The sequence below is a fragment of the Pararhizobium sp. LjRoot235 genome, assembly GCF_964254145.1.
Taxonomy (GTDB): Bacteria; Pseudomonadota; Alphaproteobacteria; order Rhizobiales; family Rhizobiaceae; genus Pararhizobium.
In genome coordinates this window covers 806,113-824,737 of record NZ_CAXUSP020000001.1, presented here as the reverse complement: position 1 = coordinate 824,737, position 18,625 = coordinate 806,113, and the positions used below count along the sequence as shown (strand labels likewise).

At 61.2% G+C, this 18,625-nt stretch carries 17 protein-coding genes; 12 read left to right on the top strand and 5 right to left on the bottom strand.

Annotated features, from left to right (window positions below):
* Nucleotides 1-35 precede the first annotated feature (35 nt).
* Nucleotides 36-734 carry a TetR/AcrR family transcriptional regulator C-terminal domain-containing protein gene (locus ACSQ2Z_RS03865; protein ID WP_436079990.1) on the top strand — a complete coding sequence of 233 codons (699 nt, stop codon included), beginning with the start codon at nt 36-38 and terminating at the stop codon, nt 732-734.
* Nucleotides 735-901: 167 nt separating this feature from the next.
* Nucleotides 902-1,651 carry a TerC family protein gene (locus tag ACSQ2Z_RS03860; protein ID WP_436079989.1) on the top strand — a complete coding sequence of 250 codons (750 nt, stop codon included), beginning with the start codon at nt 902-904 and terminating at the stop codon, nt 1,649-1,651.
* A gap of 315 nt (nt 1,652-1,966) precedes the next feature.
* On the opposite strand, the gene ACSQ2Z_RS03855 is transcribed toward ACSQ2Z_RS03860, so the two are convergent.
* From ACSQ2Z_RS03855 to ACSQ2Z_RS03845, 3 genes are all read right to left on the bottom strand, one after another.
* Nucleotides 1,967-2,503, bottom strand: a complete 537-nt coding sequence (locus tag ACSQ2Z_RS03855) for an SRPBCC family protein (protein WP_436079988.1) — start codon at nt 2,501-2,503, stop codon at nt 1,967-1,969.
* 84 nt (nt 2,504-2,587) lie between these two features.
* Nucleotides 2,588-3,082, bottom strand: a complete 495-nt coding sequence (locus ACSQ2Z_RS03850) for an SRPBCC family protein (RefSeq protein ID WP_436079987.1) — start codon at nt 3,080-3,082, stop codon at nt 2,588-2,590.
* The gene (locus ACSQ2Z_RS03845; protein ID WP_436079986.1) at nt 3,066-3,413 is read right to left on the bottom strand and encodes an ArsR/SmtB family transcription factor; all 348 of its coding nucleotides are present in this window, start codon (nt 3,411-3,413) and stop codon (nt 3,066-3,068) included. Before ACSQ2Z_RS03845 ends, ACSQ2Z_RS03850 begins: the two co-directional genes overlap by 17 nt.
* Before the next feature lie 281 nt (nt 3,414-3,694).
* Here ACSQ2Z_RS03845 and gltX point away from each other — a divergent pair, with 281 nt between their 5' ends.
* The 3 genes from gltX (at nt 3,695) to ACSQ2Z_RS03830 (ending at nt 6,988) form a co-directional block, all read left to right on the top strand.
* On the top strand, nt 3,695-5,152 hold the full coding sequence (gene gltX, locus ACSQ2Z_RS03840; RefSeq protein ID WP_436079985.1) for a glutamate--tRNA ligase: 1,458 nt from the start codon (nt 3,695-3,697) through the stop codon (nt 5,150-5,152).
* Nucleotides 5,153-5,162: 10 nt separating this feature from the next.
* Nucleotides 5,163-6,692 carry a lysine--tRNA ligase gene (gene lysS, locus ACSQ2Z_RS03835; protein ID WP_436079984.1) on the top strand — a complete coding sequence of 510 codons (1,530 nt, stop codon included), beginning with the start codon at nt 5,163-5,165 and terminating at the stop codon, nt 6,690-6,692.
* A 122-nt stretch (nt 6,693-6,814) separates the two neighbouring features.
* A complete protein-coding gene (locus ACSQ2Z_RS03830) occupies nt 6,815-6,988 on the top strand; it encodes a DUF1328 domain-containing protein (protein ID WP_264266696.1) in 174 nt (57 codons plus the stop codon).
* A gap of 44 nt (nt 6,989-7,032) precedes the next feature.
* On the opposite strand, the gene ACSQ2Z_RS03825 is transcribed toward ACSQ2Z_RS03830, so the two are convergent.
* Together ACSQ2Z_RS03825 and ACSQ2Z_RS03820 are read right to left on the bottom strand one after the other, a co-directional pair.
* Entirely contained in the window at nt 7,033-7,869 is an 837-nt protein-coding gene (locus ACSQ2Z_RS03825; protein ID WP_436079983.1) for a hypothetical protein, read from the bottom strand.
* 180 nt (nt 7,870-8,049) lie between these two features.
* The gene (locus ACSQ2Z_RS03820; protein ID WP_436079982.1) at nt 8,050-8,331 is read right to left on the bottom strand and encodes a hypothetical protein; all 282 of its coding nucleotides are present in this window, start codon (nt 8,329-8,331) and stop codon (nt 8,050-8,052) included.
* A gap of 189 nt (nt 8,332-8,520) precedes the next feature.
* Here ACSQ2Z_RS03820 and ACSQ2Z_RS03815 point away from each other — a divergent pair, with 189 nt between their 5' ends.
* The 7 genes from ACSQ2Z_RS03815 (at nt 8,521) to ACSQ2Z_RS03785 (ending at nt 18,562) form a co-directional block, all read left to right on the top strand.
* Nucleotides 8,521-9,756, top strand: a complete 1,236-nt coding sequence (locus tag ACSQ2Z_RS03815; RefSeq protein WP_436079981.1) for an NAD(P)/FAD-dependent oxidoreductase — start codon at nt 8,521-8,523, stop codon at nt 9,754-9,756.
* A gap of 148 nt (nt 9,757-9,904) precedes the next feature.
* The gene (locus ACSQ2Z_RS03810; RefSeq protein ID WP_436079980.1) at nt 9,905-10,864 is read left to right on the top strand and encodes a nucleoside hydrolase; all 960 of its coding nucleotides are present in this window, start codon (nt 9,905-9,907) and stop codon (nt 10,862-10,864) included.
* A 60-nt stretch (nt 10,865-10,924) separates the two neighbouring features.
* Nucleotides 10,925-11,935, top strand: coding sequence for a ligase-associated DNA damage response exonuclease (locus tag ACSQ2Z_RS03805; RefSeq protein ID WP_436082972.1), 1,011 nt, complete (start codon nt 10,925-10,927; stop codon nt 11,933-11,935).
* A 3-nt stretch (nt 11,936-11,938) separates the two neighbouring features.
* Nucleotides 11,939-13,588 (top strand): cisplatin damage response ATP-dependent DNA ligase, encoded by a 1,650-nt coding sequence (locus tag ACSQ2Z_RS03800; protein WP_436079979.1) that lies wholly within the window; start codon nt 11,939-11,941, stop codon nt 13,586-13,588.
* A 45-nt stretch (nt 13,589-13,633) separates the two neighbouring features.
* Nucleotides 13,634-13,822 carry a DUF3008 family protein gene (locus tag ACSQ2Z_RS03795; protein ID WP_436079978.1) on the top strand — a complete coding sequence of 63 codons (189 nt, stop codon included), beginning with the start codon at nt 13,634-13,636 and terminating at the stop codon, nt 13,820-13,822.
* 189 nt (nt 13,823-14,011) lie between these two features.
* Nucleotides 14,012-16,597 carry a bifunctional diguanylate cyclase/phosphodiesterase gene (locus tag ACSQ2Z_RS03790; protein WP_436082971.1) on the top strand — a complete coding sequence of 862 codons (2,586 nt, stop codon included), beginning with the start codon at nt 14,012-14,014 and terminating at the stop codon, nt 16,595-16,597.
* Between the two features lie 519 nt (nt 16,598-17,116).
* Nucleotides 17,117-18,562 (top strand): efflux transporter outer membrane subunit, encoded by a 1,446-nt coding sequence (locus ACSQ2Z_RS03785; protein ID WP_436079977.1) that lies wholly within the window; start codon nt 17,117-17,119, stop codon nt 18,560-18,562.
* The last annotated feature ends 63 nt before the right edge of the window (nt 18,563-18,625 follow it).

The window sequence follows — 18,625 nt, the reverse complement described above, 5'->3', positions numbered from 1 at the left end:
CCGATCAGTTCGAGAAAGTTAACGACGAGACAAGAATGTCCGGATACGAAGAAAAATTGGCAGAAACCAAGGAAGGCGATGGTTGTTTGCTCGACCAGGGCCTCTCACCCGGCCGGCGCGCGGCAGGCGAAGACCCGGCAAAACGCGAGCAGATCATCGAAGGGGCCAAGCGCGTCTTCATGAGCGTCGGCTTCGATGCCGCCAGCATGAACGACATCACCCGGGAAGCGGGCGTCTCGAAGGGCACCATCTATGTCTATTTCGAGAACAAGGAAGACCTGTTTTCGGCAATGATCGAACGCCAGCGCGCACTGTTCCTCGCCTCGGTCCGCACGGCGCTGGCCGAGCATGAGGATGCTGTCGAGACCAGCCTTTATAAATTCGGCGTCCACTTCGTCACGCATATGACCGACGAAAAGGTCATCAACGCGATGCGCATCGTCCTCGGCGTCCGCGACCGGATGCCGGCCCTTTGCCAGCGCTTCTTCAAAGGACCGGAGAATCTGCGGGCGGTCGTCCGGGAATTTCTGGAGTATAAGGTCGCCGCGGGCAGCCTGAACATCGATGACATCGACCTGGCGGCGGGGCAGTTTCTCGACCTCGCCAGCGGCAGCTTCTTCAAGCTGCGCCTCTTCGGAACAATGGAAACCGCGCCGCGGCCCGAGGAGATCGATCGGGTCATCAGCGGCGCCGTTCGCGTCTTCATGGCCGCATACGGGCCGCGGCGGACCTGAATAGCGAGCCAGGCGGAGAATTAACGGTATCCCTGGCCGCCTGATCAACCTTCAGCGCTTGTCACGACACAGATTCCGCATACATAGGGAAATCATTTTCGCCCGCGCTGCCTCACGGTTGCGCGGGTTCCCTATGTGCCCTTTGAATCGAGGAAGGAACCACCCCGATGCAGGACATTTTGCTCCTCATGCAAGAACCCACTGCCTGGATCGCCCTGATCACGCTGATCGTCATGGAAGTCGTGCTCGGCATCGACAACCTCATTTTCATCTCGATCCTGACCAATAAACTACCAGCAGTGCATCGCGAAAGTGCCCGCCGCGTCGGCATCGGCCTCGCGCTGGTCATGCGGCTTGCGTTGCTCGGGACGGTCGCCTGGATCGTGCAATTGACGACGCCGGTGTTCGAAGCCTTCGGCCATGGTTTCTCCTGGAAGGACATGATCCTGATCGCCGGCGGCCTGTTCCTCGTCTGGAAGGCCACAAAGGAAATCCACCATAATGTCGATCCGGTGGATCACGATGAGGATTTCATCGCAAGCTCGGTGACGACCGGCTTCGCCGCCGCGATCGGCCAGATCCTGCTGCTCGATCTCGTCTTCTCCGTCGACAGCATCATCACCGCCGTCGGCATGACGCCGCATCTGCCGATCATGGTGGTCTCCGTCATCGTCGCAGTGACGGTCATGCTGGTCGCCTCCGGCCCGCTCGCCCGTTTCATCGAGAAGAACCCGACAATCGTCATGCTGGCGCTCGGCTTCCTCCTGATGATCGGCACGACGCTGATCGCCGAAGGTGCCGGCTTCCACGTGCCGAAGGGCTACGTCTATGCCGCCATGGCCTTCTCGGCCTTGGTCGAGGTGCTCAACATGCTGTCGCGCCGCAAGCGGCAGAGGGAAAAGGCGCTGAAACAGTAACCACACAAAGAGAAGCCGGGGTCAGGCTGCCCCGGCTTCATCGTGTCGTTTCTACCGGGGGGTTCTGCAGGACGAGACCACGGAACGCATGCGCGTGAAAAAGCCCCGGGACCGCCCATCCCGAGGCTTTTCAACCTTTGCACACAGTGAGGGATGCGAAGCCGAAGGGGTAGGAGCTCGTCTGCCTTTTCGTTGGCCACGAAGAGAAACCGGAAAAATCTCCGTGTTCTCCATGTCCCTCGCGTCCGGTTGTCACGGACCCGCATTCCTCACGAGAAAAACGGCCTACGGCAGCAATAGTTCCACCCTTTTCGACTATTTTTCCGCGATCGCCTTGAGGTTTTCCAGGCCCTGCGCAAAGTCCTTGCCGATCATCTGATCCATGTCGAAGAACAGGCCCATGACCTTGGCGATCAATGGGCTCGCCCCGTCCATCGCCCACGTCACCGTTGTCCCTTGAGCCGCTCGCGCAAGCGTGAAGGTGGCCGTGTTGTGGGCCTCGAACGGGCGGCTGAAATCGAGCTTGATCAGGATTTTCGAGGACGGCGCCGATTCGACAATCTCCATCCGCCCTGCCCCGGCCTTGCCGCTGCCGTCCCAGGCGTAGACGGCCCCCTGCCCGCTTTCAGCACCGGTGATCGAGCGGGTCATCGACGTGTCGAGCTTTTCATAGGGCGACCAGGACTGCCACTGGTGGAAATCGTTGATCAGCGGGAAGATTTTCTCCGGCGGCGCATTGATCGTCGCCGTTCGCTCGACGTGGAAGACATCCGGCTTGGTTGAGGCGAAAACAACGACGGCGAGCAGCACGACAACGATGACAGCAACAATAATCAGCAGAATTTTCAACATATTCGGGTTCCTGAAACGGGATGGATTGAGACCTGCCTGAAAGCATTGAGGGTATGTGCTTTCAGGCAGGGGTAAGCAAAAAAGTCAGCCGGCGGTTTCCGCCGCAGCGGCGACAACCGTTGCCAGCTTTTCGAGGCTCTGGCTCCAGCCTTCCTCCATACCGTCGAGCGCCGGGGCCATGGCTTCGGTTGCCCTGAGCACCTGCGCATGGAGGGTCAACTCTGTCTTGCCGTCCTTCTCGGTGAAAGTGACCGTATTGAGGGCTTCCAGCATGGTGACGCCGTCCTCGCCGTCATAGGTGCTGGTGAAGACCAGGCGCTCATTTTCAACGATCTCCTTGAAGGTGCCGTTCGACGGATACATGCGCCCGTCGGGACCCTTCATATGGATGCGGATGACACCGCCCGGCCTGAGGTCGACCTCGCAGACGGGGTTGGTAAAGCAATGCGGCCCCCACCACTGAGCGAGGTGATACGGGTCCGTCCAGACCTTGTAGACCAGCGCCGCCGGAGCATTGAACGTCCGGGTCAATACGAGGTTCGCCTTATCGGCCGGCACGAATTCAGCTCTTGCGGTCATTCTCATCTCCCCTTTGAAGCTTCTGCAGATAGAGATCCAGCCTGTCGAAGCTTTCGTCCCAAAAGCGGCGGTAGTTTTCAAGCCAGGCGTTCAAGTCCTTGAGCGGCCCCGCCTCCAGCTTGCAGGGGCGCCACTGCGCCTCCCTGCCGCGGCTAATCAGCCCTGCCTTTTCCAGCACCTTCAGGTGTTTGGAAACCGCAGGCAGGCTCATCGCGAAGGGCTCGGCCAGTTCGTTCACCGATGCCTCGCCCGATGCCAGCCGCGCCAGGATCGCCCGGCGCGTCGGGTCGGCGAGAGCCGAGAGGGTCGTGCTAAGGCGATCCGGGGTCATTTGTATTAAACCAGAAAGTTAATTAACTTAATGGTTAAGTAAATCGAATGGTAGATTTTGTCAACTGCCTTTTGAAAGGCTGATGAGACCCATCGAGGCGCAGTTTTCCTTGACGCGCCCTTTTGAATATGGTCTCACGCCAGCCAAATGGAATTTCCGGTATTTTCCGCCATTTCAGGCATCAATCGGGCACTTCCTTCCCTTTAAAAGCATGCGCCTTCGCATCCGGACAGCATTCTCCGGCCGCAAGGCCGAAAGCACGTAAAGCACGGGCCAGGATCATGACAGACAGACCAGTCCGGGTGCGCATCGCACCTTCTCCCACCGGCGAGCCCCATGTCGGCACCGCCTATATCGCGCTGTTCAACTATCTCTTCGCGCAGAAACGGGGCGGCGAGTTCATCCTGCGCATCGAGGACACCGACGCGACCCGCTCGACGCCGGAATTCGAGCAGAAGGTCCTGGACGCGCTGAAATGGTGTGGTCTGAAGTGGTCGGAAGGGCCGGATATCGGCGGCCCCTATGGTCCTTACCGCCAGAGCGACCGCAAGGACATCTACAAGCCTTATGTCGAGAAAATCGTCGAGGCCGGCCATGGCTTCCGCTGCTTCTGCACGCCCGAGCGGCTGGCGGAAATGCGCGAGGCCCAGCGCGCAAGCGGCAAGCAGCCGAAATATGACGGCCTCTGCCTGCATCTGTCGGCCGAGGAAGTAACCAGCCGCGTCGCCGCGGGCGAGCCGCACGTGGTGCGCATGAAAATCCCGACCGAAGGCTCCTGCAAATTCGTCGACGGCGTCTATGGCGAAGTCGACATCCCGTGGGATGCCGTCGACATGCAGGTGCTGCTCAAGGCCGACGGCATGCCGACCTATCACATGGCCAATGTCGTCGATGACCACCTGATGAAGATCACCCATGTGGCGCGCGGCGAGGAATGGCTGTCCTCGGTGCCGAAGCACATCCTGATCTATCAGTATCTCGGCCTCGAGCCGCCGGTGTTCATGCACCTGTCGCTGATGCGCAATGCCGACAAGTCGAAGTTGTCGAAGCGCAAGAACCCGACCTCGATCTCCTATTATACGGCGCTCGGCTACCTGCCGGAGGCGCTGATGAACTTCCTCGGCCTGTTCTTCATCCAGATCGCCGAAGGCGAAGAGATGCTGAGCATGGATCAACTCGCCGAAAAGTTCGACCCGGCCAACCTGTCGAAGGCCGGCGCGATCTTCGATATCCAGAAGCTCGACTGGCTGAACGGCCGCTGGCTGCGCGAAGGGTTGAGCGAAGATGAATTCGCCACGCGGGTCTTGTCCTGGGCGATGGAAAACGACCGCATCAGGCAGGGCCTCAAACTCTCGCAGTCGCGCATCACCAAGCTCGGCGAATTGCCGGATCTCGCGGGCTTCCTGTTCAAGTCCGATCTTAGCCTCGACACCTCGTCCTTTGCCAAGGTGAAGTCTTCCCCGGAAGAGTTGGTGGCGATCTTCAACGACGTGCAGCCGTCACTCGAAAGAATCCTCGAATGGAATGTCGAATCGATCGAAGCAGAGCTGCGCGCCGTCGCAGAGCGCCTCGACAAGAAGCTCAAGGTCGTCGTGGCGCCGCTGTTCATCGCTGTTTCGGGCTCCTCCCGCTCGCTGCCGCTGTTTGATTCGATGGCGATCCTTGGTCGCTCGGTCGTGCGCCAGCGCCTGAAGGTCGCGAGCCAGGTCATCGCCTCGATGGCGGGTAGCGGCAAGTAAGGAAAAGACGATGAAAGACTTGATGGGATTCCAAACTACCGCTTCATCGAGAGATAAGCAGGAAACAGCCCTCTCCTCCGACGTGACCGAAGTGCGCGCCCAGAAGCTGAAGCTCTTGCGCGAGCAGATCGGCGACGTCTATCCGGCGCATTTCCACCGCACGATAACCAATGGCGAGCTGGCGGAAAAATACGAGAGCCTCGAGCCCGACACGGAAACGCAGGACATCGTCACCGTCGCCGGCCGCGTCTATTCCTCGCGCAATTCCGGTATGTTCATGGATATCCGGGATGCCGGCGGCAAGATTCAGATCTTTTCCCACAAGGATACGACTCCGGAGAAGGCGCGCGCGCTGCTGCCAATGATCGACATCGGCGACATCATCGGCGTGACCGGCGTCGTGCGTCGCACCAAGCGCGGCGAACTGACGATCAATGCGCAAGAAATTACCATGCTGACCAAGTCGCTGCTGCCGATGCCCGAAAAGTGGCATGGCCTGTCCGACATCGAACTGCGCTACCGCAAGCGCCATCTCGACATCATGACCAATGACGACTCGAAGCTCCGCTTCCTGCAGCGCTCGAAGATCGTCTCCGGCATTCGCCGTTTCATGGAGAGTGACGGCTTCCTGGAAGTCGAGACGCCGATGCTGCAGTCGGTCTATGGCGGCGCGACGGCCGAGCCCTTCAAGACGCATCACAACACGCTGAAGCTCGACATGTTCCTGCGCATCGCACCGGAGCTCTACCTCAAGCGCACCCTGGTTTCCGGCCTCACCGACAAGGTGTTCGAGATCAATCGCAACTTCCGCAACGAAGGCGTTTCCACCCGGCACAATCCCGAGTTCACCATGATGGAGTGCTACTGGGCCTATGCCGACTACGAGGACATGATGGACCTCGTCGAACGCCTGTTCACGGAGCTCGCAATATCAATCCATGGCGGCACGGAGTTCACCTTCGTCGACAAGGAAATCTCCTTCAGGGGGCCGTTCCGCCGGGTGCCGATGCCGGATGCCGTGAAGGAAGCGACCGGTATCGATTTCCTCAGCCTCAAGACCGACGAGGAGGCCCGCGCAGCGGCCAAGGCTGCCGGTTTCGAGATCGAAAAGGATGCGACATGGGGCGAATGCCTCGCCTTCATCTTCGAGGAGAAGGTTGAGCCAACGCTGATCCAGCCGGCGCATGTGACGCATTTCCCGAAAGACATCTCGCCGTTTGCCAAGGAAGTGCCGGGCGAGCCGCGCCTCGTCGAACGCTTCGAAACCTATTGCAACACCTGGGAACTCGGCAACGCCTTCTCGGAACTCAACGATCCGGAAGAGCAGCGCGCCCGCATGGTCGAGCAGCTGGAGCAGGCGCACGCGCGCGGCGAAAAGGCAAAGCAGCTGGACGACGAATTCCTCGACGCCATCGACCAGGGCATGCCCCCCGCCGGGGGCTTGGGCATCGGCGTCGACCGGTTGATCATGCTGCTCACCAACGCGCCGTCGATCCGCGACATCATCCTGTTCCCGGCCCGCCGCAGCAAGGCGGACTGAGGAAGAAAGCCACCCTCAGGAACACGCCGCCGTCTCCATGCGGCGGCGTGTCCGTTTTCCGCACATGGAACTTTTTCCGATACTGCGCGTCAATCCGGGCAGAATCGAAAAAGGAACCTTCCATGCTGAAATGGGCGCTTATCTTCCTGGTGATCTCGCTGATTACAGGTTTTCTCGGTTTTTCGGGCGTCTCGGCGGCAACCGCGACGATCGCGCGCGTGCTCTTCGCCATCGCCCTGATCATCTTCCTGATCTTCCTGGTGCTTGCTTTCATCGCGGGCAGCGCAGTCGTTTGATACACGCCGTCTTGCGCTGACACGGCGCACGGCCGGCAAGACTGTTAGTGGCCGGCTGCTTCGCCTTCAACCTTTTCGATGGCATGATCGACGGGCGCATCCGCGGCTGGCTCTGTGCTTTCGCCCCAAACCATCGCCATCATGGAGCCGAAGAAATCCTTCTGTTCCACCTTCACTTCGCCGTGCTCGGGTATCGGCTCTTGGCCATGCGCCGGTGCAGCAGCCTCGCCATCGTCACCCGCAGCCTCTTCGCCATGCGCACCCGATGCCGATCCGGCGGCTCCTGCCGCGGCCGCAGCGGCAGCGGCGACCGGATCGAAGCAATCGGACTTGTCGTCCATCGCCGTCATCGTGCTCTTGATATCGTCGGTCGAGAGAGCGACGTCGCGGCCATAGAACAGGCCGACAGTATTCGCCTTGCCGTCATTGTAGCGCGCAACAAATGGTGTGCTCATGCCCGGCATTCCGGTCGGCTCGGGCGCGAACAGCACTTCCGCACCGATGGCGGGTCCACGGCGCCCGGCGCGATCCCGCGGTCCGGCCTGGTCCAGAACGACGACCTGGTAGAGGTCGGCCTTTTCTTCCTTGGCGAGCAGGCCCGCGATCCGCAACGCCGTGCGCACCCGGTCCACACCGCCAGCCGTTTCCGTGCTCACAAATTTGCGGATCCAGCGCTGGCCGTTGCGCCGTATTTTCAGGGTCTCGACGGTGGTGCAGGCGAGGCCCGAGAGCGAAGGGGCTTTTTCCTTGCCGAGACCCAGGAGCGCGTCCTTGCCGGAATAGACGGCAAACGCGCCCGATGCGCCGGACAGGACCAACGCGCCGGCGATGACGAACATGACCTTCCGTGGGGGGCGTATCTTCTTGAAGACCGACTTCACGCGCGCCGCTCCGTCATTCGCTCAACTCCAACCATTGTGAAACGAGACGGCAGTCTACGCGGGTGACGTTTCGGAAGTTTAAACGCTGCCGACCTTGGCGGCCACGAACGGAATAAAGATGTTTTCGCGGCGGCCGCCATCATGGCAGCCGCCGCGGAGACAGGTGATCGAACCGGACTGTCAGTCGAAAAAGTAGCGGCCACTGCAACTCGGCACGCGGCGCCAGCCGCGCAGGTCCTGATCGTAGACCATCCCGGAGGTTCCGTTGACGGTGCAAAGAACCTTCCGGTGACGCTTGTTCGGGCTCTGATAGTGCGTGAAGACGTGTTCGCGTGACCCCATGCTTTCGCCGCCGCCGCGCCCGCCCCGGCCATTGTCGCCGCCCTTCGCCGCGGCTTCCTGAACGGCGATCGAGCCCATGGCAGTGGCCAGGATGAGGACGAAAGGTATAATCTTGCGCATGCCGTTTCTCCTTCGATTGTCCAAGAGAGGCCAATCCCCTCTTCTGAAACCGATCCTCTCAAAAGCCAGGGTTGCACGCTGTTCCTAGCGGAACAGGGAAATTGCAGTGAAAATTGGAGGAGACGGCTTGATCGAAACCAGAGGGCGGGCGAAGACAGGCGGAGGCAGCAGGTAGGCTCGGGGCAGAACATGGCACGCATTGGCATCGCAGGGGCAGGCATCATCGGATGCGCCACCGCCGTTCACCTGATCGAACGGGGCCACGACGTCACGGTGTTCGAAAAGGACATCGACGGCCTGCCCGCCTCGGTCGGCAATGCCGGCATTCTCGCCGTGCCGGAAATTGATCCGCTGGCGCGTCCCGACATGATCCTCTCGGCCCCAAAATGGCTGCTCGATCCACTCGGGCCGCTCACCCTGCGCTGGCAGGACCTGCCGGCGCTGACGCCCTGGCTGGTCAATCTCCTCATGGCCGCTACGCCGGCCAAGGTGGAGCGCTCGCGCGCTGCCCTGCTGGGGCTGATGCGTCAGGCTCTTGGCGCGCACGAAGACCTTGCGCGCGTGACCGGCCTGTCCGGGCACATCAAGCCGACCGGCGCGCTAACGATCTTCGACAGCGAAAAGGCAGTTGACGATGCCTTTCGCCGCGGACGCGAGAACGCAGCGCTGCTTGGACACACGGTCGAGAAGCTCGATGCCAGACAGGCCCGGGCCCGAGTAGCGGCGCTGGAAGGCAACTTCGCCGGCGGCGTCTTTTCCGCCGGCTACCAGACTTTCCTCGATCCGCTCGCCCTGCTGAGGCATCTCCAGGCCTATGTCCGCGAACGCGCCACGCTTGTCGATGCGGAGGTGGAGAGCGTTCGGCAGGAGGCCGGCGGCGTCACCTTCTTCGCCAGGGGACAAACGCCCGCGACCTTCGACAAGGTGGTGATATCGGCCGGCGTCTGGTCGCGCACGCTGGTGCGCGGGCTTGGCCTGAGGGTCCTGCTCGAGACCGAGCGCGGCTACAACACCACCTTCACCAACCCGCAGGTGACGCTGGACCTGCCCGTATTTTTCGCCGAACACGGTTTCGTCGCCACGCCCCTCCAAAACGCGCTTCGTGTCGGCGGAGCGGTGGAGCTGGCCAAGCCGGATGCGCCGGCCAATTTCGCCCGGGCTGCTGCCATGCGCCAGAAGATGCGGCGCTACGTTCCGAGCCTGCCGGAAACCGGTGGAACGGAATGGATGGGCCGCCGGCCCTCGACGCCGGATTCAGTGCCCGTCATCAGCCTTTGCCCGAACGATCCGCGCATCGCGCTCGCCTTCGGCCACGGCCATCTCGGCCTGACGCTTTCGGCCATTACCGGCCGGAAGATCGCCGAGCTCCTGAACTCCGGAGAAACGCCGGACCTCACCCCCTTCAGCATCCAGCGCTTCCAATGACGCCTACAGCGCCGCGCATCTATTCAGACGCGCAAAGGACGCTTTAAGGAATTGCAGTAGCGTGGCGTCTCGCGGTTGACTTTTGACGGCCATGCCGGTTTCAGTCGCGACAGCCCAGAGCATTCAAGACAAAGATAAAGAAAGCATCATGCACAAGGTAATTTTTGATACGGACCCCGGCGTCGACGACGCGATGGCGCTGCTTTTCCTGCACAATCACCCCGAGATCGACCTGATCGGCATCACATCCGTGTTCGGCAATGCCTCGGTCGAGACGACGACGCGCAACGCGCTGTATCTGAAGCAGCAGTGGCACATCCCCGCCCCCGTCGCCAGAGGCCTTGGCGAAACACTTAATCCGTCGCGCCCGCATGTCGACTGGCCGACCGGCATCCACGGCCATGATGGTCTTGGCAATATCGGCGCCCCGGATGTCGTCGACCTTCCCTGTCATCCCCTGCCGGCCCATCGCTTCATCATCGAGACCGTGCGCGCCAATCCCGGCGAAGTGACGCTCGTCGCCGTCGGCCGGATGACCAATCTGGCATTGGCGCTGCGCGACGATCCGGACATTGCCGTGCTCGTCAAGGAAGTCGTCATCATGGGCGGCGCTTTCGACATGCGCGGCAACATCACGCCTGCCGCCGAAGCCAATATTCACGGCGACCCGGAAGCCGCCGATGCGGTGATGACGGCTCCCTGGCCGGTCGTCGTCGTCGGGCTCGACGTCACCGAGGAGACGGTGATGACGCGCGCGCGTCTCGCGGCGATCGTCGCAACCGGCGGCGAACGGGCGAAGCTGCTATCCGACATCTCGCAATTCTACATCGATTTTTACGAGCAGCACGTCGAGGACGGCATGGTGATCCATGACAGCTGCGCCTGCGTCTATGTCGTCGCCCCGCATCTCTTCACGCTACGCAGCGGTGCGATCCGTGTTGTCTGCGGCGGCATCGCCGATGGCCAGACGATCCAGAAGGCCGACGACCATCTGTTTCCGCCGAGCGCCTGGGACAATCTGCCGAGCCAGAACGTCTGCGTCGGGATCGACGCGGATGCGGTGCTGGACCTGATCTCCGAGACGCTGGCATTGAACCCGGCAGCATAACATCACAAAAATCCAGGTTGATGGCTGGCAGCCGATGGATTGCCAGCTATCTTCGTTTCCATGAAACCGGAAACGCTGCTTTATCCGACGCCCAAGGGTCTCTATTGCGAGAAGGGCGGCTTCTATATCGACCCCGTCCAACCCGTCGAAAAGGCGCTGATCACCCATGGCCATGCGGATCATGCCCGCGCCGGTCATACCCATGTGCTGGCGACACGCGAAACGCTGGACATCATGCGCATCCGCTATGGCGATGCCTTCTGCAGCCAATCCGAGGAAGCCGTGCTCGGCGCCCGGACCATGATCGGCGACGTCACGGCCAGCTTTCACCCGGCCGGCCATGTCCTCGGCTCGGCGCAGATCGCGGTGGAAGCCAATGGTACCCGCATCGTCGTTTCCGGCGACTACAAGCGGCGGCGCGACCCGACCTGTCTCGCCTTCGAGCCGGTACCCTGCGATGTATTCATCACCGAGGCGACATTCGGTCTGCCGGTCTTCCACCATCCCGACGACCGCGGTGAGGTCGCCAAGCTCATCACTTCGCTGCGGCAGTTCCCCGAGCGCGCCCATCTGGTTGGCGCGTATGCACTCGGCAAGGCGCAAAGGATCATCGCCCTTCTGCGGGAAGCAGGCTACGACGAGCCGATCTTCATCCATGGCGCGCTGGCCAGGCTCTGCGATTACTACGAGGAACGAGGCATAGACCTCGGCGACATTCGCCCGGCGACCCTCGACGTAGAGGACAAGCAATCCTTCGCCGGAGCGGTCGTCATCGGCCCGCCTGCCGCCTTTGCCGACAGATGGGCGAGGCGCTTTCCCGATCCCGTCGCAATCTTCGCCTCCGGCTGGATGCTGGTGCGCCAGCGGGCCAAGCAGCGCGGCGTCGAACTGCCGATGATCATTTCGGATCACTGCGACTGGCCGGAACTGACCGGCACCATTCGCGAGATCAATCCAGGCCAGGTCTGGGTGACGCATGGCCGCGAGGAGGCCCTTGTGCGCTGGTGCGAATTGCAGGGCATCGCCGCCCGGCCGCTGCATCTCGTCGGCTATGACGACGAGGGGGAATAGCCGATGCGCGCCTTCGCCGACCTGCTCGACCGCCTGGTCCTCACCCCGCAACGCAACGCCAAGATCAAGCTGATGGCGGACTATTTTCGTGACAACCCGGATCCCGATCGCGGTTATGCGCTGGCCGCCATCGCCGGCACTCTGACACTCAAGGCCGTCAAGCCGAACGTCCTCAGGCAACTGGTGCTGGAGCGTATGGATGAAGTCCTGTTCCGCTATTCCTATGACTATATCGGCGACCTCGCCGAAACGATCTCGCTGGTCTGGGAGAGACAATCCGGCGGCGAGACCGCGCCACAGGACCTTTCGCTCGGCGCCGTCGTGCATCAGCTTGAAATGGCCGGACGCGCCAATGTGCACGGCGTCGTCCGCACCCTGCTCGATCAACTCGACGGGTCGAGCCGCTTCTCCCTCCTCAAGCTCATCACCGGCGGCTTGCGGATCGGCGTTTCGGCACGGCTCGTCAAGCAGGCACTTGCCGACATGGGCAAAGTCGATATCACCGAGATCGAGACGCTGTGGCATGGCCTCTCGCCGCCGTATACGTCACTGTTTCGCTGGCTCGACGGCAAGGCGGACAAGCCGGAACTCGACATGCCGGCCGTCTTCCACGCCGTCATGCTGGCAACACCGGTTGGCGACAGCGATCTTGCATCACTCGATCCGAAGGACTTCGCTGCCGAGTGGAAATGGGACGGCATCCGTGTGCAGCTTGCCAACCTGGCTGGAACGCGGCGGCTCTATTCGCGCAGCGGCGACGATATTTCCCATGCTTTCCCGGACATCCTGGAGGAGGCTGATTTCGAGGGTATCATCGATGGCGAGCTGCTGGTCGGTGGCACGATGCGCACCAATCGCGCCACCCGGACCTTCTCCGAACTGCAGCAACGGCTGAACAGAAAGACCGTGAGCCGCAAGATGCTCGAGGAATATCCCGCCTTCATCCGCGGCTACGACCTCTTGTTTACCGGCAGGCGCGATATCCGGCAGGAAAGTTTCCTGACGCGGCGGGCCGAGCTTTCCGCGCTCATCGACAAGGCAGCACCCTCCCGGTTCGATCTCTCGCCGCTCGTCCCTTTTTCGAGCTGGGAGGAACTTGACCAGCTGCGCGCCGATCCGCCTGATCCTGTCATCGAAGGCATCATGCTGAAGCGCCTGGATTCCCCCTACACCTCCGGCCGGTCGAAGGGGCCATGGTTCAAATGGAAACGCGAGCCTTATAATATCGATGCCGTGCTGATGTATGCGCAACGAGGGCACGGTAAGCGGTCGAGCTACTACTCCGACTTCACCTTCGGCGTCTGGACGGAAAGCGACGGCAAGGATGTGTTGGTGCCGGTGGGCAAGGCCTATTTCGGCTTTACCGACGCGGAGCTGGAGGTCCTCGACCGCTATGTGCGTAACAATACCGTAGAAAGGTTCGGCCCGGTTCGCTCGATCCGGGCCGAACCGGACCATGGTTTCGTGGTCGAGGTTGCCTTCGAGGGCATCAACTTTTCCACCCGGCACAAATCCGGTGTCGCCATGCGCTTCCCGCGCATTTCCAGACTTCGAACGGATAAGTTGCCGCGGGAGGCGGACCGCCTCGAAACGCTGCTCGCCATGATCGGCAAGCCGGGAACCGATCTGGAGGAGATCAGGGAACCAATTTAGAGGGCGATGGTTAATGAGGCAGCATCTCACCAAAGGAGAAGGACGATGCCTGCAAAATCCCAAGCCCAGCAGAAGGCGGCCGGCGCAGCCCTCGCCGCCAAACGCGGCGACATGAAGAAATCCGAGCTCAAGGGTGCTTCCAAGGGCATGGAAAAATCCATGTCGGAAAAGGAACTCAAGGAACCGGCCGAAACAGATCGTAAGAAACTGCCGGAGAAGAAAAAATCCAAGTAAGCGCGCCGTCTGAAATTCAGCCTTTGCGCACATATTGTTAAGACGGCTTTGCGACACTGCGGCCCAATTGCTGGCGATGAAACGAACGGCTTTGGGGCTTGCGTGTTTTCGAGAATGTCGACTGTGTTCAGAACATCGCAGATAGTTCGGTTTTTCAAACCGAACTATCTGCCGACCTATATTGCTCTCATGATCGTGGTTACAGCGGGGATATTTGCCGAGCAGCAAAACCGCGCGGTGCACGCCGCCAGGGCCCGCGCTGCCGTTGCTGCTCAACTTAGCCCGATCCGCTCGCGGCTTGAAGCCAACATCAACGGCGATATCCAGCTCGTCCGCGGCCTGATCGCGACGATTGCAACAGAGCCCGGGATGAACCAGAAGCGGTTCTCCGAGCTGGCACGCAACCTTTTCAACGAGCGCTCGCGCCTGCGCAACGTCGTGGCAGCGCCAAATCTCATCGTCTCCCTCGTCTATCCGATGAAGGGAAACGAGAAGGTCCTGGGGCTCGACTACCGCAAGAACAAGAACCAGCGTGCCGCAGCGATGCGGGTTCAATCCTCCGGCAAGATGGTGCTGGCCGGCCCACTCGAGCTTATCCAGGGCGGCAATGGCCTGATCGGCCGCTTCCCGGTCTCCCTTTCCGTGGGCGGCGCGTCCAACCGCTTTTGGGGCATCGTCTCAGCGGTCATCGACGTCGATCGGCTCTACCAGGACAGCGGCCTTCGTTCGCAAGCGCTGGACCTCGACATCGCAATCTCGGGGCGCGACGGGCTGGGGAAAGAGGGGGCGTCGTTTTATGGCAATAACGCCGTCAAAGACGCCAACCCGGTCGAAGTCAACGTCTTCCTGCCCGGCGGCTCCTGGGTGATCAGCGCCGCGCCCAAGGGCGGCTGGGTCGACACGCCGCCGAACGCATGGCTGATCCGAAGCCTCGTCGTGCTCGGTGGTCTCTTCATCGTCGTGCCAATGTTCGTCACCGGTCGCCTGATGCAGGAGCGACAGCGCAACATCCGGGTGCTGGAGCACAACAAGGACCAGCTCCAGGAGTTGTCGCACCGCCTGAAGATTGCGCTCGACGCCTCGCAGATCGGCATTTGGGAACTCGACATTTCTTCCGGCAAACTCCTGTGGGACGACCGGATGAAGGAACTCTACGGCCTGGGCAAAAACGTGCGCGAGGTCTACGAGGATTGGCGCGATGCGCTGCACCCGGACGACCTGCAGAGGGCCGAAAAGGAATTCAGCGACGCGCTTCTCCATGGTGAAAACTATGTCTCGCAGTTCCGCATTCGCCTGCCCGGTAACCTGATACGACATATCCGCACAGTCGGCTCGATCTATACCGGCGCCGGCGGCAGGGAAAAAATCGTCGGCGTCAACTGGGACGTGACGGCCGATGTCGAGAACAGCGAGCGGCTCGAAGCGGCCAAGGGACAGGCCGAGGCACACAGCGCCGAACTGGAAGCTGCCCGGCATCGCATGGAATTCAATGCCCTGCACGATCCGCTGACCGGCTTGCCGAACCGGCGCTATCTCGACGAGATTCTGGCCGATCGGCGTTCCAGCACCGCGACGCGGGACCTTGCCAGCATTTTTCACATCGATCTCGATCGCTTCAAGGAAATCAACGACACCCTCGGCCATGCGGCCGGCGATGAAATCCTGCGGCACGCCGCGCAAATCCTGCGTGACAACACCGGCGACGACGATTTCGTCGGCCGGATCGGCGGGGACGAGTTCGTGATCATTTCCCGCAATGGCGGTGTCGAGGGCCAGCACCTCGCTCTCGCGCAGCGCATCATCGATGCCATGAGCGTGCCGGTCAAATACAAGGAGCAGGACTGCCGCATCGGTGTGAGCATCGGCATCGCTTACCAGGCGAGACGGGAAGAGGCATTGACCCACGTGCTGGTCAACGCCGACATTGCGCTCTACGAAGCAAAGCGCCGCGGCCGAAACCGATACGAAGTTTTCACCCATTCCCTGAAGACGGCGGTTTTCGCCACCAAGCAGACCGCGGACGAAATCCTGCGGGGGCTCGAACAAAACGAGTTCATCGCCTACTTCCAACCGCAGTTCTGTCCTGTCGGCCTGAATATCATCGGCGTCGAAGCGCTGGCGCGATGGGACCACCCGACCAAGGGACTGCTGGCGCCGCACGCTTTTCTCAAGGCGGCGGAAAACATCAACGTCCTCTCGGAGATCGACCATAGGATTTTCGAACAGGCCCTCTTCCAGTCACGCCGCTGGGAAGCGAGCGGCATCGATATTCCAAAGGTATCAGTCAACCTCTCCTATCACCGGCTGCATGACGAAAAACTGGTCGACCGCCTCAGCCAGCTGACTATTCCAAAGGGTAAAGTCTCGTTCGAATTGCTGGAATCGATTTCGTTCGACGAGAACGACATGACGGTTCTGTCCAATATCGAGCAGATCAAAAACCTCGGCATCGACATCGAAATCGACGACTTCGGCACCGGCTATGCCTCGATCGTCAGCCTGTTGAAGCTGACTCCGCGCCGCCTGAAGATCGACCGGCAGCTGGTCATCCCGATCCTCACCTCCGCGAAACAGCGCCAGCTCGTCGCCTCCATCATCGATATCGGCACGTCGCTCGGCATCGAGGTCATCGCCGAAGGGGTCGAAACGATAGAGCATGCCCGCATCCTCAGGGATCTGGGCTGTCATGGCCTGCAAGGCTATGCCTTTGCCCGGCCAATGAGCGCCAATGACCTTGCAAGTTTTGCGCGCGAACGGCGGTGGCTCGCGGCGTGATTCCGGCCACCCTCATCGGCACCCAATTTCCAGGACGGCGAGCAGTTCGGCAGCGGCGAGCTCTGGGTCTGATCTCCTCCTGATCGGGCAGGCACGGCGCGGCCCACGATCGATGTCATGAGCGAGCAGCTTGAGCCGTCATCGGCAATGATTGCCGGACCCAGGCTGCTCATGCAACCTCAGCCTCAAGGCGTGCGCGACCGCGACCGGGCGGGGCAATAGCGCATCGAAAAATTTCAGACTTGGGTAACCTTTGTGGGTCACGCTGTGTCTGGTGATTCGGGCAGCTCGCTGGCCAAACCGCGGGTTGGGAACGCCTGCCGGGGAATTTTCTTCGTACCCCTTGAAATCCCAAGCGCAATGACCAAGCCGTGGCACTTGGGAAACACCTGCCTCTGGGGATGGCCATTTTACACCCCATGTTTGCAATTGTTCCCTCGCCAGCGGCGCGGAAAATGTTAAAGACGGACAAAGTGAATCGTTTGTTACCGGCTCGGGACGGGCCGGATGGGGATCCAGATGAAAACAGTAAAAGTGCTCTTTCCCTTGAGCCTTCTTCTTCTTTCCGGCTGCGTCGTCGGCCCCGATTACAAAGCTCCTGACGCGGCACTTCCGGCAAAATTCTCGCAAGGCGGCCACAAGCAAGCCGATGTAACGCTGAACCCCTGGTGGGAAGCCTTCCGCGACAAGAAACTGAACAGCCTGGTCGCCCAGGGCATGGGCGAAAACCTCGATGTCCAGCAGTCGCTGGAACGAATCGTCGAATCCCGTGCCAACGTCATCGTTGCCGGCGCTGGCGGTCTGCCGCAAATTAATGCAGGCGGATCCGGCACCGTCGAAGGTCAGGATGGCTCTTTCCGCCGAAACAGTGGCTCAGATGATCACAGCGAGACCAAAACGCTCTCCGTCGGCGCTGATGCTTCCTGGCTGATCGATTTGTTCGGCCAGTATCGCCGCACCAAGGAATCGGCGAATGCTTCGCTCGACGCCGCCTACGATGACGTCAATGTGGCCCGCCTCGCCTACCTGTCCGACCTGGCCACCACCTACATCGAGGCGCGCTATAACCAGGAAGCCTACGCACTGCAGCAGCAGAGCCTCACTTCGCGGCGCGAGACCCTGAAGCTCACGGAAGACATCAAGGCGGCGGGTGCCGCGTCAAGCCTGGACGTGGTTCAGGCCGAAGGTCTCGTCAACACGACACTTGCCGAACTGCCCGGCTATCAGACGGGCTTCAATCAGTCAGCAAACCATATCGCCACCCTGCTCGGTCTGCCGGCGACATCCGTGACCGCCGGCCTGCGCAAGGGTTCGGCGCAACCTTGGCCGCGCTATGACACCAAGATCGGCGTTCCCGCCGACCTGGTTCGCAATCGGCCGGACATCCGCCGGGCAGAACGCCAGCTAGCGGCCGCCACGGCATCGATCGGCGTCGCGGAAGCCCAGCTCTATCCGAGCCTCACGTTGAGCGGTTCAATCGATGGGTCGCGCATCGTTGCTTCCGCTGCCAGCGGCGGTCTCACCAGTTGGTCCTTCGGTCCGAGCCTCAACCTGCCGATCTTCAACGGCGGCCGGCTGAGGGCCAATGTCGATATCGCCAAATCCGCCGCTCAACAGCAGTATCTCGCCTGGAAGCAGACGGTCTTGACCGGTATCGAGGAGGTCGAGAACGCGTTGGTCGGGCTGCGCAATAGCTACCAGACCGTTGCAGCACTGCGCAAGGTCGTCGATTCCTCCGAGAGGGCGCTGGGACTGGCACGCGAGAGCTACAAGGGCGGCGCAACATCGCTGCTCGACGTACTCGATGCGGAACGCTCGCTCGCCGCGTCGCGTGTCTCGCTCGCAGCCAGCATCCGCAACCTGGCCAACAGCTATGTTTCCCTGAACGTCGCCATCGGCGGCGGCTCGGCGATCGAACCGCCGGACAGCAAGGTCAGCGAGACCAAAACGTCCGCAGCTTACTGACGGGGCAGACATGAAAATGACGAGCGCGGCTGATTTCGATCGGCCGCGTTTTTCGTTTGCAGC

What these genes read in the sequence shown, in the direction of transcription:
- ACSQ2Z_RS03845 (WP_436079986.1), bottom strand. Translation starts at nt 3,413, where the DNA reads ATGACCCCGGATCGCCTTAGCACGACCCTCTCGGCTCTCGCCGACCCG.
- ACSQ2Z_RS03795 (WP_436079978.1), top strand. Translation starts at nt 13,634, where the DNA reads ATGCCTGCAAAATCCCAAGCCCAGCAGAAGGCGGCCGGCGCAGCCCTC.
- ACSQ2Z_RS03860 (WP_436079989.1), top strand. Translation starts at nt 902, where the DNA reads ATGCAGGACATTTTGCTCCTCATGCAAGAACCCACTGCCTGGATCGCC.
- lysS (WP_436079984.1), top strand. Translation starts at nt 5,163, where the DNA reads ATGAAAGACTTGATGGGATTCCAAACTACCGCTTCATCGAGAGATAAG.
- ACSQ2Z_RS03810 (WP_436079980.1), top strand. Translation starts at nt 9,905, where the DNA reads ATGCACAAGGTAATTTTTGATACGGACCCCGGCGTCGACGACGCGATG.
- ACSQ2Z_RS03805 (WP_436082972.1), top strand. Translation starts at nt 10,925, where the DNA reads ATGAAACCGGAAACGCTGCTTTATCCGACGCCCAAGGGTCTCTATTGC.
- ACSQ2Z_RS03790 (WP_436082971.1), top strand. Translation starts at nt 14,012, where the DNA reads ATGATCGTGGTTACAGCGGGGATATTTGCCGAGCAGCAAAACCGCGCG.
- ACSQ2Z_RS03820 (WP_436079982.1), bottom strand. Translation starts at nt 8,331, where the DNA reads ATGCGCAAGATTATACCTTTCGTCCTCATCCTGGCCACTGCCATGGGC.
- ACSQ2Z_RS03800 (WP_436079979.1), top strand. Translation starts at nt 11,939, where the DNA reads ATGCGCGCCTTCGCCGACCTGCTCGACCGCCTGGTCCTCACCCCGCAA.
- ACSQ2Z_RS03855 (WP_436079988.1), bottom strand. Translation starts at nt 2,503, where the DNA reads ATGTTGAAAATTCTGCTGATTATTGTTGCTGTCATCGTTGTCGTGCTG.
- ACSQ2Z_RS03850 (WP_436079987.1), bottom strand. Translation starts at nt 3,082, where the DNA reads ATGACCGCAAGAGCTGAATTCGTGCCGGCCGATAAGGCGAACCTCGTA.
- ACSQ2Z_RS03785 (WP_436079977.1), top strand. Translation starts at nt 17,117, where the DNA reads ATGAAAACAGTAAAAGTGCTCTTTCCCTTGAGCCTTCTTCTTCTTTCC.
- ACSQ2Z_RS03865 (WP_436079990.1), top strand. Translation starts at nt 36, where the DNA reads ATGTCCGGATACGAAGAAAAATTGGCAGAAACCAAGGAAGGCGATGGT.
- ACSQ2Z_RS03830 (WP_264266696.1), top strand. Translation starts at nt 6,815, where the DNA reads ATGCTGAAATGGGCGCTTATCTTCCTGGTGATCTCGCTGATTACAGGT.
- ACSQ2Z_RS03815 (WP_436079981.1), top strand. Translation starts at nt 8,521, where the DNA reads ATGGCACGCATTGGCATCGCAGGGGCAGGCATCATCGGATGCGCCACC.
- gltX (WP_436079985.1), top strand. Translation starts at nt 3,695, where the DNA reads ATGACAGACAGACCAGTCCGGGTGCGCATCGCACCTTCTCCCACCGGC.